Annotated in this window: 18 protein-coding genes; 15 read left to right on the top strand and 3 right to left on the bottom strand. The window is 54.1% G+C overall.

Annotated features, from left to right (window positions below; translation table 11 throughout):
* Positions 1-177 precede the first annotated feature (177 nt).
* From PMI17_RS01715 to PMI17_RS01660, 12 genes are all read left to right on the top strand, one after another.
* Entirely contained in the window at positions 178-660 is a 483-nt protein-coding gene (locus tag PMI17_RS01715) for an STY4534 family ICE replication protein (RefSeq protein WP_007885441.1), read from the top strand.
* A gap of 57 nt (positions 661-717) precedes the next feature.
* Positions 718-1,326, top strand: a complete 609-nt coding sequence (locus tag PMI17_RS01710; RefSeq protein WP_007885440.1) for a single-stranded DNA-binding protein — start codon at positions 718-720, stop codon at positions 1,324-1,326.
* Between the two features lie 62 nt (positions 1,327-1,388).
* The gene (locus PMI17_RS01705; protein ID WP_007885439.1) at positions 1,389-1,631 is read left to right on the top strand and encodes a DUF4160 domain-containing protein; all 243 of its coding nucleotides are present in this window, start codon (positions 1,389-1,391) and stop codon (positions 1,629-1,631) included.
* Positions 1,615-1,863 (top strand): DUF2442 domain-containing protein, encoded by a 249-nt coding sequence (locus tag PMI17_RS01700; protein WP_007885438.1) that lies wholly within the window; start codon positions 1,615-1,617, stop codon positions 1,861-1,863. The genes PMI17_RS01705 and PMI17_RS01700 overlap by 17 nt, the downstream gene beginning before the upstream one ends.
* Positions 1,864-1,993: 130 nt before the next feature.
* Complete coding sequence (locus PMI17_RS01695; protein ID WP_007885437.1) at positions 1,994-2,641, top strand: PilL N-terminal domain-containing protein; 648 nt, start codon at positions 1,994-1,996, stop codon at positions 2,639-2,641.
* On the top strand, positions 2,638-3,405 hold the full coding sequence (locus tag PMI17_RS01690) for a hypothetical protein (RefSeq protein ID WP_007885436.1): 768 nt from the start codon (positions 2,638-2,640) through the stop codon (positions 3,403-3,405). Before PMI17_RS01695 ends, PMI17_RS01690 begins: the two co-directional genes overlap by 4 nt.
* Positions 3,406-3,415: 10 nt before the next feature.
* Positions 3,416-4,141 carry a TIGR03759 family integrating conjugative element protein gene (locus PMI17_RS01685; RefSeq protein ID WP_007885435.1) on the top strand — a complete coding sequence of 242 codons (726 nt, stop codon included), beginning with the start codon at positions 3,416-3,418 and terminating at the stop codon, positions 4,139-4,141.
* Entirely contained in the window at positions 4,120-4,749 is a 630-nt protein-coding gene (locus PMI17_RS01680) for a lytic transglycosylase domain-containing protein (RefSeq protein ID WP_007885434.1), read from the top strand. The genes PMI17_RS01685 and PMI17_RS01680 overlap by 22 nt, the downstream gene beginning before the upstream one ends.
* Before the next feature lie 2 nt (positions 4,750-4,751).
* Entirely contained in the window at positions 4,752-5,258 is a 507-nt protein-coding gene (locus tag PMI17_RS01675) for an integrating conjugative element protein (RefSeq protein ID WP_007885432.1), read from the top strand.
* Positions 5,255-5,824, top strand: coding sequence for a restriction endonuclease (locus PMI17_RS01670; RefSeq protein ID WP_007885431.1), 570 nt, complete (start codon positions 5,255-5,257; stop codon positions 5,822-5,824). Before PMI17_RS01675 ends, PMI17_RS01670 begins: the two co-directional genes overlap by 4 nt.
* Positions 5,821-7,920 (top strand): type IV conjugative transfer system coupling protein TraD, encoded by a 2,100-nt coding sequence (gene traD / locus PMI17_RS01665; protein WP_007885430.1) that lies wholly within the window; start codon positions 5,821-5,823, stop codon positions 7,918-7,920. Before PMI17_RS01670 ends, traD begins: the two co-directional genes overlap by 4 nt.
* Positions 7,913-8,686: a TIGR03747 family integrating conjugative element membrane protein gene (locus PMI17_RS01660; protein ID WP_007885429.1), complete on the top strand. Its 774-nt coding sequence runs from the start codon at positions 7,913-7,915 to the stop codon at positions 8,684-8,686. The genes traD and PMI17_RS01660 overlap by 8 nt, the downstream gene beginning before the upstream one ends.
* Positions 8,687-8,800: 114 nt before the next feature.
* On the opposite strand, the gene PMI17_RS01655 is transcribed toward PMI17_RS01660, so the two are convergent.
* On the bottom strand, positions 8,801-9,010 hold the full coding sequence (locus PMI17_RS01655) for a DUF6434 domain-containing protein (protein ID WP_007885428.1): 210 nt from the start codon (positions 9,008-9,010) through the stop codon (positions 8,801-8,803).
* 243 nt (positions 9,011-9,253) lie between these two features.
* On the opposite strand from PMI17_RS01655, the gene PMI17_RS01650 reads away from it, so the two are divergent.
* The gene (locus PMI17_RS01650; RefSeq protein ID WP_007885427.1) at positions 9,254-9,682 is read left to right on the top strand and encodes an ASCH domain-containing protein; all 429 of its coding nucleotides are present in this window, start codon (positions 9,254-9,256) and stop codon (positions 9,680-9,682) included.
* A 60-nt stretch (positions 9,683-9,742) separates the two neighbouring features.
* Here the strand turns inward: PMI17_RS01650 and PMI17_RS01645 are convergent, their stop codons facing one another.
* Positions 9,743-10,201: a GNAT family N-acetyltransferase gene (locus PMI17_RS01645; protein ID WP_007885426.1), complete on the bottom strand. Its 459-nt coding sequence runs from the start codon at positions 10,199-10,201 to the stop codon at positions 9,743-9,745.
* Positions 10,202-10,269: 68 nt separating this feature from the next.
* Positions 10,270-10,596 carry a hypothetical protein gene (locus tag PMI17_RS01640; protein WP_007885425.1) on the bottom strand — a complete coding sequence of 109 codons (327 nt, stop codon included), beginning with the start codon at positions 10,594-10,596 and terminating at the stop codon, positions 10,270-10,272.
* 553 nt (positions 10,597-11,149) lie between these two features.
* Between PMI17_RS01640 and PMI17_RS01635 the strand changes: the two genes are divergently transcribed.
* Positions 11,150-11,920, top strand: coding sequence for an AraC family transcriptional regulator (locus PMI17_RS01635; RefSeq protein WP_081496517.1), 771 nt, complete (start codon positions 11,150-11,152; stop codon positions 11,918-11,920).
* 78 nt (positions 11,921-11,998) lie between these two features.
* Positions 11,999-12,646, top strand: coding sequence for a LysE family translocator (locus PMI17_RS01630; protein WP_007885423.1), 648 nt, complete (start codon positions 11,999-12,001; stop codon positions 12,644-12,646).
* Positions 12,647-12,753: the final 107 nt, after the last annotated feature.

The raw sequence follows: 12,753 nt of genomic DNA, 5'->3' as shown, positions 1-12,753 counted from the left end.
CCGCCTTTGGAAGCAGATATCGTCAATCACGGCTCCTACTGCCTGGCGATGAAGGTACATTCAACTATCAAGACAGTCAGAATTTAGCTGATTCTGACTCCCCGACGGGAATACTTCTCCCGTCCGGGCAGAAGTTTTCTCCGTCGAACCAAATTTGACCTCCATGGAGAAAACATCATGTCTGTAAACAACACCTCTAATGCCAGTAACACCGGTAAATCTAAAGACTACTTCAACCTGACCATCAACGGACTGGGCTATCTCAGCAACGTTCGCCAGGTTAACGCTCAGTCCGGCACCTTTATCAGCTGCGTTATTAACGCACTGTCAGGTCCGAGCGACAGCCCTTCTTATGTGCGTTTTGACGTCACCGTTGCCGGCAAAGAAGCCAGCAGCCTCATAAACCGCTGCCAGAAAGCGGTGGATGAGGATAAGAAAGTGCTGATTGGCTTTGTTCTGAGCAACCCATCAACGGACATTTTTCAGCTGAAAAATGGTGAGCACGCAGGTGAAAGCCGCGTCAGTCTGAAAGCCCGCCTGATCAAGGTGGACTGGATCAAGATAGGCCAGGACATGGTCTTCAAGACTGAACGCGCCGAACCGCAGCATGCGCAGAGCGCCGCTTCCCAGCAGCAATCCTACGCAGAAAACTCATTCTGATTGTTCACCATAGCCTGCTCTCTTCTGAGCAGGCTTCCCCTCATAAGGAGCATACTTATGTCCTCACGTGGCGTAAACAAAGTCATTCTCGTTGGCAATCTCGGTCAGGATCCGGAAATCCGCTACATGCCTAACGGCGGCGCTGTCGCTAACATTTCACTGGCAACGTCGGAGTCATGGCGTGATAAGCAGACCGGCGAAAATCGTGAAATCACCGAATGGCATCGCGTTGTGCTGTTTGGCAAGCTTGCAGAAGTTGCCGGCGAATACCTTCGTAAAGGTTCTCAGGTCTACATTGAGGGTCAGCTGCGCACCCGCAAGTGGCAGGATCAGAGCGGGCAGGACAAATACTCGACGGAGGTCGTCGTGAACGTTGGCGGCACTCTGCAGATGTTAGGTGGCCGTACACAAAACAGCGACCAGCAGCAGTACAGTGGCAACCGGGGACAGCCTCAGCAGCCGCCGTCACAGCCTGATCCCGCTCCGCAACAGAAAAACAGTGGAAATAACGGAAAAGGAAATCGTGGTTCGCAGCGTAACAATGCCGGCCAGCCCACGCCTCAGCAGCCAGCGCCACAGTCGCAGCCTGCTGGAGAATGGGATGATGACATACCGTTCCTCGGACACGGTTACGGCATGGCGAAACACGCTTCATTCTCTCTCTGACCCTCCGCTGCGTTTTGACCGCTGCACTAAATTTCACCATAATCCTTTAAAGGTTACTGACGATGCCTGCCATACTACGGCTGAACGGTTTTCGGTTCTTTTTCTACTCCAACGAAGGCAATCCGCGCGAACCTGCTCACATTCATGTGATAAAGGCCGGTACAGAAGCAAAATTCTGGCTGGAGCCGGTTGTAAAACTGGCAAGTAACGATGGATTTGACTCCCGGACGGTAAAAGAGCTGATGACAGTGATAAGGCAACACCAACCCATGCTTCTGGAGGCCTGGAATGATTATTTCAGCTAAGAACGTTCGGTTCGATCATCACATTATGTGGGTCGAACTCTCGGACGAGCGGATAATCGGCGTACCGCTTTCATGGTTTCCCCGGCTTCGCAACGCGTCTGCCGAACAGCTGAAAGATTACGAACTGTCTCCCCGTGGTATCCACTGGGACGCACTGGACGAAGATATCTCAATCGATGGCCTGTTACAGGGGCGCGGTGATGTAACGCACCCGCCTCATCAGGTCGCCTGAAGGTGCTGATTAAAAAACGCTGACTCCGGTCGGCGTTTTTTTTTTGAAATCGCAAAAAGAGTTGTTGATAGAAGCATGCCGAAGAGTTGCGCACAGTGAAGCCTGTTCTCACTGTACAGGAACTTTTCAGATGAAATTTAACGCCGTCTTTGCCGCTTTACCGCTTGCGCTGCTGGCGGGGTGCGTTCAGCAGCCCCAGAAGCTGCAGGAGCGGGCACCTGCTGAACCGGTTGCCCCGGTCAGCGTATCCCGCAATATCCAGGCATCCGCTGATGATGTATATGCGCGGACGCCGGAAGTGGTTCGCTACGATCGCTACCTGCTGGTCAGCACGGATCCGCAGGCGGTGCAGCGCGACCCTCTCTCCCAGATTATTGACGTCCGCATCCCCTCATCAGTGCAGCCAACCGTGGCTGACGCCATGCGCTATGCCCTGAAGCAGTCCGGCTATTCGCTTTGTCAGACCGGTCCGGCTAACGGCGTGTTATACCGTCAGCCGCTGCCGGCAGTCCAGTTCCAGCTCGGCCCGATGCGTCTTCGCACCGCGCTGCAGGTACTGGCGGGCCCGGCATGGGAGCTTGAAGTGGATGACGTACAGCGTGTGGTCTGTCACAGCCTGCGCGCCGGTTATCAGTTGCCCGTGACACAGCTGCCGCCGCGTCCTTCCAGCGCCTACGCACCGGCTGCAGGCGCTCCATCTTCTGCCAGTTCCTCTCAAGCGATCGCCCCTCGTCCCATTCAGGCCCAGCCTGCTCACGGAGGGTGGCTGACAAAATGACCACAGAAACTTCCTTCCCTCACGAAAACGCTGATGACGTTGTTCCGTCATCAGGCGGCAGGTTTAGCGCCGTCAAACGCCGGCTGCCGGCTATAGGACTGACCACGCTTTCCGTTGCCGCGCTTGGTCTCGCATTCATATCGCTTCGCGCCGGTGTGTCGCAGGAAAACCGTCTCAGCTACGTCGAGAAGCAGCAAAACGTGGTTTACACCCAGGCACTGGCTAAAACCGATCTGGAACCTCTCCAGGCAAACATCAACACGCAGGCCGAAGCGATAAAAAGGCAGCAGGTTCAGCTCGATGCGGTCCGTAAATCTCTCGAAGCCTGGTCTGCCAGAGGCTTATCTGAAGCAGTCGGTCAGGTTCGCCATTCGATCGATGAGCTGAATGATTCGCAGACTGCACTGCAGAGCCGTCAGGCTGCACTGGAACAGTCAGTTACCGCAATGCAGCACCCGCCTCAGAAAGCCCAACAGGCCACAGCTGAAGCCAAAGCGGCAACGCCTGTAAAAAAGCCGGCACCCGCTAAGCCGCACCGTGCAGTCAAAACCGTGGCCCGCAAAGCGCCATTTGTACTGACCGGCGTTGAAAAGCGGGGCACGGAGTCGTTTGCGGCCATCGCGCCGTCGGGATTCAGCTCGCTGGCTGAAATCCGCCTGATCGGCGAAGGCCAGACCGTTAATGGCTGGACACTTGTTCACGCCGGCTACGGGCAGGCGCAATTTCGCGTAAACGGACGCTTAACGACTATCAACGTTCGCTAACGGAGATGATATGAAGCTAAAAATAGCCAGTCTTGCAACGATTATGCTCTGCTGCTCTGCGCAGGCCAGCGTTCATGTTCAGAATTCCAGGGGCGAACCGGTGGATGCGCCGGCTCAGAGCGTGCAGCAAAGCAGCGTGCAGGATCTGAAACAGCAGGCCGGTCAGTGGGGGCTGAGTCAGGACGATTATCAGCGCTTTCAGTCGCTGATGAACGGTCCGCGCGGCATTCAGTCACCGGGTCTGGATCCGTTGTCAGCGCTGGGTATCGAGGCGCGGAGCCAGGCTGAGCGTCGTCAGTATGCTGAGAAATGGGTAAAGGAAGAGTTTGCGCGTACGCAAAAAGAGCTGGATTTCCAGCGCGAAGTTACCGCTGCATGGAAGCGGCTCTATCCGGAAACGCTTGCGGTAAATATGGGCAACGCAGCCGGCATTGCGCACGACACCGGCGGGCGGCTGGCGCTGTTCATTAAGTCAGCGGGCTGCGGGCAGTGTGACGCCCGGCTGGCAGCGGTATTAGCCGATAACAGGCCGGTTGATATCTACCTTGTGGACAGCCAGGGCGATGACGGGAAACTTCGCGGCTGGGCAAAAGACCATCACATTCCGCTGGACAGGGTGCGCAGCCGTCAGATCACACTGAATCACGACGGCGGTCGCTGGATGCGGTTCGGTAACGGCATCATGCCGGTCGTTCTGCAGCAGGGGGAAGACGGATGGCAACTCGCTGCATTCTGACCGGAGCGGCGCTGCTGCTGCTTTCATTTTCCACGTTCGCCGGTGGTAAACAAACCGTTCCGGAGGGATACGTGCGCGTGGCGCAGGCTCACAGCGTGCCGCCGGAATCGCTCTACTCCGTCAGCCTGCAGGAATCATCGCGCAGGTTGCCGCAGGGCGAACGCCCGTGGCCGTGGACCCTCAACGTCGCGGGTAAGGGCTATCGCTATAAAACCCGTCTTGAAGCATGGCAGGCGCTGCAGGTGTTCATGAAAACGAACTCACTGAAGCGCATCGATGTCGGTATCGCCCAGGTTAATCTCGGCTGGAACGGCCAGCGCTTTACGTCAACCTGGGAGGCGCTGGATCCTTACGTGAATCTCAACGCCGCTGCCGCCATCCTGCGTGAGTGCTGGGACCGCAAACCCGGAAGCTGGCTCGATGCAGCCGGTTGTTATCACCATCCCGCAGGCGGCGCACCCGCAGCCCGCTATCGCGCTTTCGTTAAAAGCAAGCTCGCCATGCTCCAGTCCTCGCCGCATCTGCCGGCGGCTACCGCAGTTGAACAGACAGCGTCCGCATCGGTGCCGGATAACGGCCTTGTCTGGATAGATCCACGGAGTCAGTGATCATGAATCTGAAAAACCTCATCGTTACCGCATTTATCGCCTTTTCGCCAGCCGCACTGGCTGAGCTCAACGTCATTGCAGACCTGGGCGGACAGAGCACGCAGGCTATTTTCGAGGCCGTAAACCGCCAGGATACGCCGCCTGCGCCTGCTGTAGCTCCTGAACAGGGGGAAGCGGCCATGCTGCCCGTTATTACGCCAGAACTTTCCCCCGGAAACGTGACCCCCCGGGCGCTGCAGCTGCCGGGCATCGGAGCGCTGTTTATCATGGGTGATGACAGCTATTCACGGCAGTGGCTGCAGCAGAACGCACAGCAGCTTTCGGCCAGAAATGCAGCCGGCCTCGTTGTGAACGTTGAAAGCCTGGCATCGCTGAAATCTCTGCGCGGTCTCGCGCCCGGTCTTCAGCTGGCCCCCTCATCGGGATCTGAACTTGCGCGCCGCCTGCAGCTGACCCATTACCCCGTACTTATCACGGACAGCGGCCTGTCTCAGGAGGTAGGGCAGTGATATCAGCTCCTTACGTCGCGGCACTGCTGATGGCAAATCCGGTTCTCCTGGCCGTCCTGCTGGCCGTGATTATCTTTCTGCTCTGGCGCTTTCGCCGGCAGTCGGCCAGCGAGCGGCGGCACCGCCGTTATCGCGCCACGGCAGAACGCGTCTATACCCGCCTTCGCCAGCTCAGCGGAGACGGGCAGCGCATGAGCTATCTGCGCAAAATTAATCCCTACGTCTTTGAGGAGTTACTGCTGCTGGCATTTGAGCGTCAGGGCTATGCCGTACAGCGCAATGCGTCATACAGCGGCGACGGCGGACTGGATGGCCGGGTACACATTAACGGTGAGTGCTGGCTGATTCAGGCCAAACGCTACAGCCGGGAGATCGCGGCGGCGCGCGTTCAGGACTTTGACGCGCTGCTGACGCGCATGGGGCAGCGCGGTCTGTTTATTCATACCGGCAGGACCAGCCAGAAAAGCAGGGATTTCAGCAGCGGTTCACAGCAACTGATGATTATCAGCGGACAACGCCTTCTGGCTCTGCTGGCAGGTAAAGCCTTAAAGGAGTTTTCTTTGTGAGTGATAAATACGTAATTGAAGCCCTTCTGCGCCCGGCTGTGGAGCTGAATACAGCGGTCGCAGCGGGCACTGCCGCCATCGTCTGCGTGACAGCGCCCTGGGCAGTCGCCCTGGCACCCTCCGTCAGCTACGTCACCGCCGGCGGATTCGCCGTGCTTTCTGCCATACGCGCGCGTCAGGGAATACAGGTCATTCGCTACCGCCGCAATCTTCGCCGTTTACCGCGCTACGTCATGACGTCAAAACAGATCCCCGTCAGTAAACGCCGGCTTTTTCTGGGCCGTGGGTTTCGCTGGACCCAGAAACACACCCAGCGCCTGCGCGATACGCTGCGCCCGGAAGTGGCCCACTACCTTAAGCCGTCGAAGTTGTATCAGCTTGCCCGCCAGTTAGAGGAAGCGACAGAAAGCAGTTTACCGGCGATCGGCAGACTGCTCAGTGCCGATACGCCAGTCAATCCGGTTCGCCCGCTTCCCCCGGTTGGCGGTAATCCGGCCGTACACGGCATTGAACCGGATGAAACTGACGTTACGCTCGATCTACGTGAGCGGGTCGGTCACACGGTTGTCTACGGTACAACCCGCGTGGGCAAAACGCGCCTCGCTGAGCTGTTAATCACTCAGGATATACGTCGTGGTGACGTCACCATCGTGTTTGATCCGAAAGGTGATGCGGACCTGCTGAAAAGGGTCTGGGCGGAAGCGCACCGGGCAGGCCGGGGCGATGAGCTGACCGTTTTCCACCTGGGCTGGCCTGATATTTCCGCGCGGTATAACGCCGTAGGGCGCTTCGGCCGCGTATCAGAAGTCGCTACCCGCGTTGCCGGCCAGCTCAGCGGCGAAGGTAACAGCGCAGCGTTTCGCGAGTTTGCCTGGCGGTTCGTGAATATCGTTGCCCGGGCGCTGGTTGCTTTAGGTGAACGCCCGGATTACACCCTTATTACCCGCTACGTTAACAACATCGCCGACCTGTATCTGCGTTACGCCGAAAAAATCATTACCGAGAAACTGCCCGAACTGAACAGCCAGATCGAGAACAATGCCAACGCGTTCAGTGAGGACGACGTGCCGCGCAACATGCAGGGGCAGCCTGAAGCTATCCGGATTTGGGCCGTTGAAGTAGCGCTGAGTTCGGACGCAGGAAACGCGCTGTATGACCCGATACTTGACGGGTTGCGCTCTGCAGTACGCTATGACCGTACCTACTTTGACAAAATTGTGGCGTCACTGCTGCCGCTGCTGGAAAAACTGACCACCGGTAAAACGGCGGAGCTGCTGTCTCCCGATTATCTGAATATGGAAGATCCGCGCCCTATTTTTGACTGGGAGCAGGTTATCCGTAAAAAAGGCATCGTTTACGTGGGGCTTGATGCGCTCAGCGACAGCGAGGTTGCCAGCGCCGTAGGTAACAGCATGTTTGCCGATCTGGTGAGCGTGGCCGGGCACATCTACAAGCACGGTATCAACGGCGGCCTGCCGGGTTCAAAAGAGGGCAAGGACCCTATTAACCTGCACTGCGATGAATTCAACGAACTGATGGGCAATGAGTTTATCCCACTCATCAATAAAGGCGGCGGGGCTGGCATGCAGGTGACAGCCTATACGCAGACCTCATCTGATATTGAAGCCCGGATCGGGAGCGCGGCCAAAACCTCACAGGTTCAGGGTAACTTCAACAACCAGATCATGCTGCGCGTGAGAGAAAACCGGACGGCAGAGCTGCTGACCTCACAGCTGCCGCAGGTTGAAATCTACAGTAAAACGCTGGTCTCAGGTCATCAGGATTCAGCTGACGTCACCGTCAATCACGATTTTACCTCCAGCACCCAGGATCGCGTCGGCACCATTAAAGTGCCACTGCTTGAACCTGCCGACATTGTCACGCTGCCTAAAGGTCAGGCATTTGCGCTGCTTGAGGGTGGTCAGCTCTGGAAAATTCGTATGCCGCTGCCGGCGGGTGATGCAGGTGACGTGCATATGCCTGAGAACATCGCGCGTCTTGCAGAAGAGATGCGCCGGAATTATCACAGCAGTGAAGGGTGGTGGGACAGCCGCAGTTCAGCAGCTGCGCCAGTGAAGGGAGATAACAATGGCTGAGGCTCGTCGTACCGCACCGCAGCAATATCCGCAGCAGCACCCCGCGCAACCGCGTGAGCACGGCCTGCTCTACAACCTGGTCTGGGGCTGGCCGTGGAAACTCGTTGGCGTGATCCTGGCTTCACTGATGGTGAGCCTTGTCATTGAATATGCCGGGATTGCGTTCTTCTGGCCTGAAATGGGAGCAGCGCACAGCCAGGCGGTGATGAATACCGAGTTTGGCTATCTGTCTTCTGATTTTACCCGCAGCCTGCTGCTTTCCGAGCCGGCTGCGACGGTGACGCGCTGGATAACGGATGCCTGGCAGTGGGCGTTTGTGGACAGTGGGATCATCGGCTGGATACAGGAAAAATATCAGGCAGAGATGAACAGCGGCAATGAGGTATCGCGCAATCTTAAGGGTGCCAGCAGCTGGCTGGGGAATTATCTGCAGCAGTACATGCTGGCAACGATATATGTCTCTATCGTGACGCTGATCCGTGTCACTATCATTGCCCTTTCTGTTCCGCTGTTCGTACTGGTTATATGCGTCGCCGTGGTAGAAGGGCTTGGCCGTCGTGATCTGCGTCGGTTTGGTGCCGGTTACGAGTCATCTTTTCTGTACCATCGCGCAAAAAGGTTGATTAAACCGGCTGTGTATCTGCCAGTGATGGCCTACCTCTCCTGGCCTTCTGCGGTCTATCCAAACCTTCTGCTGCTGCCCGCAGCGTTAATGCTGGGGCTTACCATTACGGTTACAACTGCTTCGTTCAAAAAATATCTTTAGTCGCCTAAAACCAAAGCCTGTGTAATGCAGGCTTTAGTTATTCACGCCGCTACAATCGATTAAATCTGGATCGGATAGGACGTCCGCTTTGAGCGAGGAGCAGACGTTCGTACCCTAAAGTGGATGTCTGCGCTTCCACTCATCAACCACATCACCCAGATTTTTTGGTACGTCATCTCGAATCCAGGCCATAAACTCGCGATCAAACCGGAAATCTGGACCGCACTCATCCACCATGAAACGGCGAACGTTTTGTGTGTTTTTGTAGTCTTTATCCACGATTGTAGAACGTGTTAATGAAGAACTATGCCAGTCGGTTTTCACTTGTTAAATCCTTTTTTAAACAAACGATAGCAGCGTTCAAATTTAACACGCTGAAATTAAAATGCTCGCTTTAGGCACAAAGTGGACTGACTGAAAGACCGATGTCATCTATGAGCGAACAGCAGACGTCAAAATTCTGGGGATAGGGATGTTACGCCACATTAAACATACCACTCCAGAAACGAATTCAATGAATCTGTGCTAACTTCAACCACCAAACGGTTGCTGCAAAAGGATTTTATTATGAATTTAGTTGATGCTCTAAAGGCGAAATATCCGGGTTCCCAGGCTTGGCAGATCGGAGACAATGCTGACATGGCTAACGAGCTGGCGGACTTGGTTATGAAAGGGATTAAAACCGCATCCTGTGGTTCTTTGGCCTCATACTTGGCAGAAAAATCGCCACCAAGAATAGGCAGTCACAATATTATCCTCGACGGTCGGGATGAGCCGGTATGCGTCATCAGAATGACTTCAATGCGTCTGGTTCGCTTCTCTGACGTTACTGAGGAATTAGCCCGCAAAGAAGGCGAAGGAGATTTGAGCCTCGAATACTGGAGATCTGAGCATAAAGCCTTTTTTACCAGAGCTGGCTTTTACGCTGACAACATGGAGCTTGTCGCAGAAGAATTTGAGGTCGTTGAGGTCTGTAACAGGACTGACCATGCCTAGCGCTCATATTTAATATAACAGTTCTGTAGCGCGCTTCCTTGACTGTATAACAGCTTTAAGTTAAGGAAGCTCTTTGCGCATAAAAACACTCAACGGATCTGCTTTATACGGGGGAAATGCATCGCATATCTCGTATCCGCACCTGCGATATAGCGCTATAGCCGGTTGCTGGTGAATCCCTGTTTCAAGCTGCAACAGCCGCGATTTCTTTTCTGAAGCAATCACCTCAATTGCACTGACTATCTTCTCCCCAAGCTTCCTTCCCCGGTATTCCGGTCGAATGTAAACCCGCTTAATCTCGGCTGAGCCGTCTTCGTGAAATAGCAAAGCACCACAACCTGCAGGTGCATTTCCTTCATCACGTACGATCACGCATCGGAGTTGCTCGCCACTGACTGCTGAAAAATCTAGGCAGTGGTTACTTTCTGTAGGATACAGTTCGCTCTGAAAGGCATCGAGCTCGCTAACCAACCACGTCAGGTCAGAATTCCCTTTTTCGACTTCTGAAATGTTGAACATTCACTATCCTCAGCTGAGTTTTAACAACTGAATCTACCATGCTGTTCTAACTATGACGCCTATAAAGATTAAACATACGCCGCAGGCGCTAAATGGTGGATGACCGTAACCTCTGAATCCATCTCAATGGGCGGGTAGTGCTCACGCATCCCTTCCAACAGTTCAGCATCAGGCCATTCAGCACTTTTTCCAAGCCTGGCCGCAACGTCAAAAAGCGGCATTTTTTCGACGTGCGTGACACACACCATGACCGTGTCAAAGACATCCTGCACGTTTACGTAAAGCATAGGGCCCGGCACAATTTCGCGTTCCCGCCATCGAATGGAATGACGCTTCCTGCCTGCGCGAACGTCCGGCAGTAGGCGAGGCACGATTTCAATACTCTGCAATGACACATAACCTCCGGTGACCTGCTCCGGTATTTAAGACAACGATCAGTAGTAATACTGGTTTTTAACTAATGGATTTAATTTAATCTTGAGCAGGTTAGTTTTGTAGCAAAGAGTATCTTTTAAACGTCCGCTTCTGGCACTTTCCGTACATTTAAATTCACGCCTTATTGTTCTCCCTTGGCCCCTCTTCAGAACCGTATTTTCAACCTGATGAGCTTATCGTCTGGACACCAATTAACATCATGAGCAACATCTTCAGCTTGCAGGGATTTATGCGTCGCACGACCTTCAAAGTCGTGAATGCCATAAGTGCAACGGTTATCCGCTATCGATAAATCGTTGCGGCATCGGGAAGTTGCTTTCTTAAAAGAGAGCATAATCCGCAAAAGGTAAATGGTATCGTGTCTACACTCATCCCACGCTGGCATGCTCACGCCAGCCTACATCAGGATAAAACGGCATGATCAGCAGGCCCACACACTCTTCCAGCCAGGATTGTGAGAGTAACACCTGAGATACTCTGACAGAATTCTGGCGCGATCCATCTCTGGTTTTTATGGAAAGTCGTCGTGCCTGTCACAGCCGCGCTTGTTATAAGCCACACAGTCATCCCACTTTTTCTATTGGCGCAGTTGATGCGGGTGCCAGCCTGTTCACAGGAGCGGCAGATGGCTCTTGTTCTTTGCGGCCAGGAATGATGGTTTTTATCCCGGCCAACGTTGTTCATTCCTGTAATCCCTTGCCCGATCAGCACTGGAGTTATCAAATGCTGCATCTGGATGCTGCGTGGTTAAGTGCTTTAGTTGCCGAAATGGCCGATATATCAGGTGGCTTCATCAGTGAAAATGAAGTTCGGATAACTGATAACGCGGACCTCTACCATCGTTTCTGTGAGCTTAATACCACGCTGTTTTCAACTGCGAGTGCTGAAGATAAAGCGGTAGCGCTGATAGAATTTACCGGCGACTGTGAACGCGGTGTCAGGCTGATGGAGGCGTTTCCTGCCATGACATCTGAGGTCAGCCAGGCGTTACAAAGGGTAATTGAAGCATTAAAGCAGACCGAACGGCAGCCGTGGTCTTTAATGGAGCTGGCAAATCTCTCAGGCATGTGTCGTTATCAACTTATCAGGACGTTTCGCACGGCGACCGGAATGACGCCGCACGCTTACCAGCTGAATGTACGTATTAATCAGGCGCGTCGCTGGCTTCTGTCAGGCCATGGAATCACCGATATTGCTTACCGGCTGGGCTTCGCTGACCAGAGTCATTTTCAGCGCGTATTCAAGGCGCATACCGGCGTAACGCCAGGCTGCTACCGACCCTGACACGTTGCAATTTTTTTCAATACAATCCTGCGCGGGTTGGGCACCCTGTTAAAAATTTTTTAAGAGGGTACAACTGTGATGCAGCAATTTCTTTTTGTGGCAATAGCGCATTTTTTGGCGTTGCTGTCGCCCGGTCCGGACTTTTTTCTCGTGGCACGTACTTCAGTCAGAGCCGGATGGCGTCACGCTGCGAATGTCTGTCTGGGAATAGCGATAGCGAACGGGGTGCTCATTCTTGCCGCCTTGAGCGGTATCACGCTGTTTAGACCTGACAGCATCAGCTTCATCGTTATTCAGCTCACGGGCTGTGCTTATCTGCTCTATATCGGTGTGCTTTTTATTCGCTTTGCAGGAGCAAACTCTGTTTCTGAATACAATGTAAAAAAACATGGCTCAGACACAGAGTCTGCTGGCGTATGGAGACACTGCCGTGAGTTCAGCATGGGATTTTTATCCGGTATTCTCAATCCAAAAAATGCACTCTTTTATGTCAGTCTGGCCACGCTTATTGGCGGTACAACCGTGATTAGTCTGAAGGTCGTCTATGGCGTATGGATGTTCAGCATTGTGCTGCTGTGGGATTTACTGATAGCTATCTTCATTGGCAACCGTGTCATACTGAAATACTTTTCACAGATATTGCCCTGGTTGGAGCGTGTTTCAGGCCTCATTCTGATCGGTCTGGCATTAAGTGTCATCATGATCAATCTGATCGCACTGGCCTGACAGCCAGTGGCTGGCTTCAATTTTGCGCGAAATCGTAAAGGCCGCTTCTGGCACAAAACGGACTGACGTGAAGCTAATGTCCGCTAAGAGCGAGAAGCGGACTTTGT

This window comes from Pantoea sp. GM01 (genome assembly GCF_000282675.1).
Taxonomy (GTDB): Bacteria; Pseudomonadota; Gammaproteobacteria; order Enterobacterales; family Enterobacteriaceae; genus Pantoea; species Pantoea nemavictus.
Note: the sequence above shows the minus strand (reverse complement) of the source record. Positions and strands in the feature narration are given on the sequence as shown.

What these genes read in the sequence shown, in the direction of transcription:
- PMI17_RS01715 (WP_007885441.1), top strand. Translation starts at nt 178, where the DNA reads ATGTCTGTAAACAACACCTCTAATGCCAGTAACACCGGTAAATCTAAA.
- PMI17_RS01710 (WP_007885440.1), top strand. Translation starts at nt 718, where the DNA reads ATGTCCTCACGTGGCGTAAACAAAGTCATTCTCGTTGGCAATCTCGGT.
- PMI17_RS01705 (WP_007885439.1), top strand. Translation starts at nt 1,389, where the DNA reads ATGCCTGCCATACTACGGCTGAACGGTTTTCGGTTCTTTTTCTACTCC.
- PMI17_RS01700 (WP_007885438.1), top strand. Translation starts at nt 1,615, where the DNA reads ATGATTATTTCAGCTAAGAACGTTCGGTTCGATCATCACATTATGTGG.
- PMI17_RS01695 (WP_007885437.1), top strand. Translation starts at nt 1,994, where the DNA reads ATGAAATTTAACGCCGTCTTTGCCGCTTTACCGCTTGCGCTGCTGGCG.
- PMI17_RS01690 (WP_007885436.1), top strand. Translation starts at nt 2,638, where the DNA reads ATGACCACAGAAACTTCCTTCCCTCACGAAAACGCTGATGACGTTGTT.
- PMI17_RS01685 (WP_007885435.1), top strand. Translation starts at nt 3,416, where the DNA reads ATGAAGCTAAAAATAGCCAGTCTTGCAACGATTATGCTCTGCTGCTCT.
- PMI17_RS01680 (WP_007885434.1), top strand. Translation starts at nt 4,120, where the DNA reads ATGGCAACTCGCTGCATTCTGACCGGAGCGGCGCTGCTGCTGCTTTCA.
- PMI17_RS01675 (WP_007885432.1), top strand. Translation starts at nt 4,752, where the DNA reads ATGAATCTGAAAAACCTCATCGTTACCGCATTTATCGCCTTTTCGCCA.
- PMI17_RS01660 (WP_007885429.1), top strand. Translation starts at nt 7,913, where the DNA reads ATGGCTGAGGCTCGTCGTACCGCACCGCAGCAATATCCGCAGCAGCAC.
- PMI17_RS01650 (WP_007885427.1), top strand. Translation starts at nt 9,254, where the DNA reads ATGAATTTAGTTGATGCTCTAAAGGCGAAATATCCGGGTTCCCAGGCT.
- PMI17_RS01645 (WP_007885426.1), bottom strand. Translation starts at nt 10,201, where the DNA reads ATGTTCAACATTTCAGAAGTCGAAAAAGGGAATTCTGACCTGACGTGG.
- PMI17_RS01635 (WP_081496517.1), top strand. Translation starts at nt 11,150, where the DNA reads ATGGAAAGTCGTCGTGCCTGTCACAGCCGCGCTTGTTATAAGCCACAC.
- PMI17_RS01630 (WP_007885423.1), top strand. Translation starts at nt 11,999, where the DNA reads ATGCAGCAATTTCTTTTTGTGGCAATAGCGCATTTTTTGGCGTTGCTG.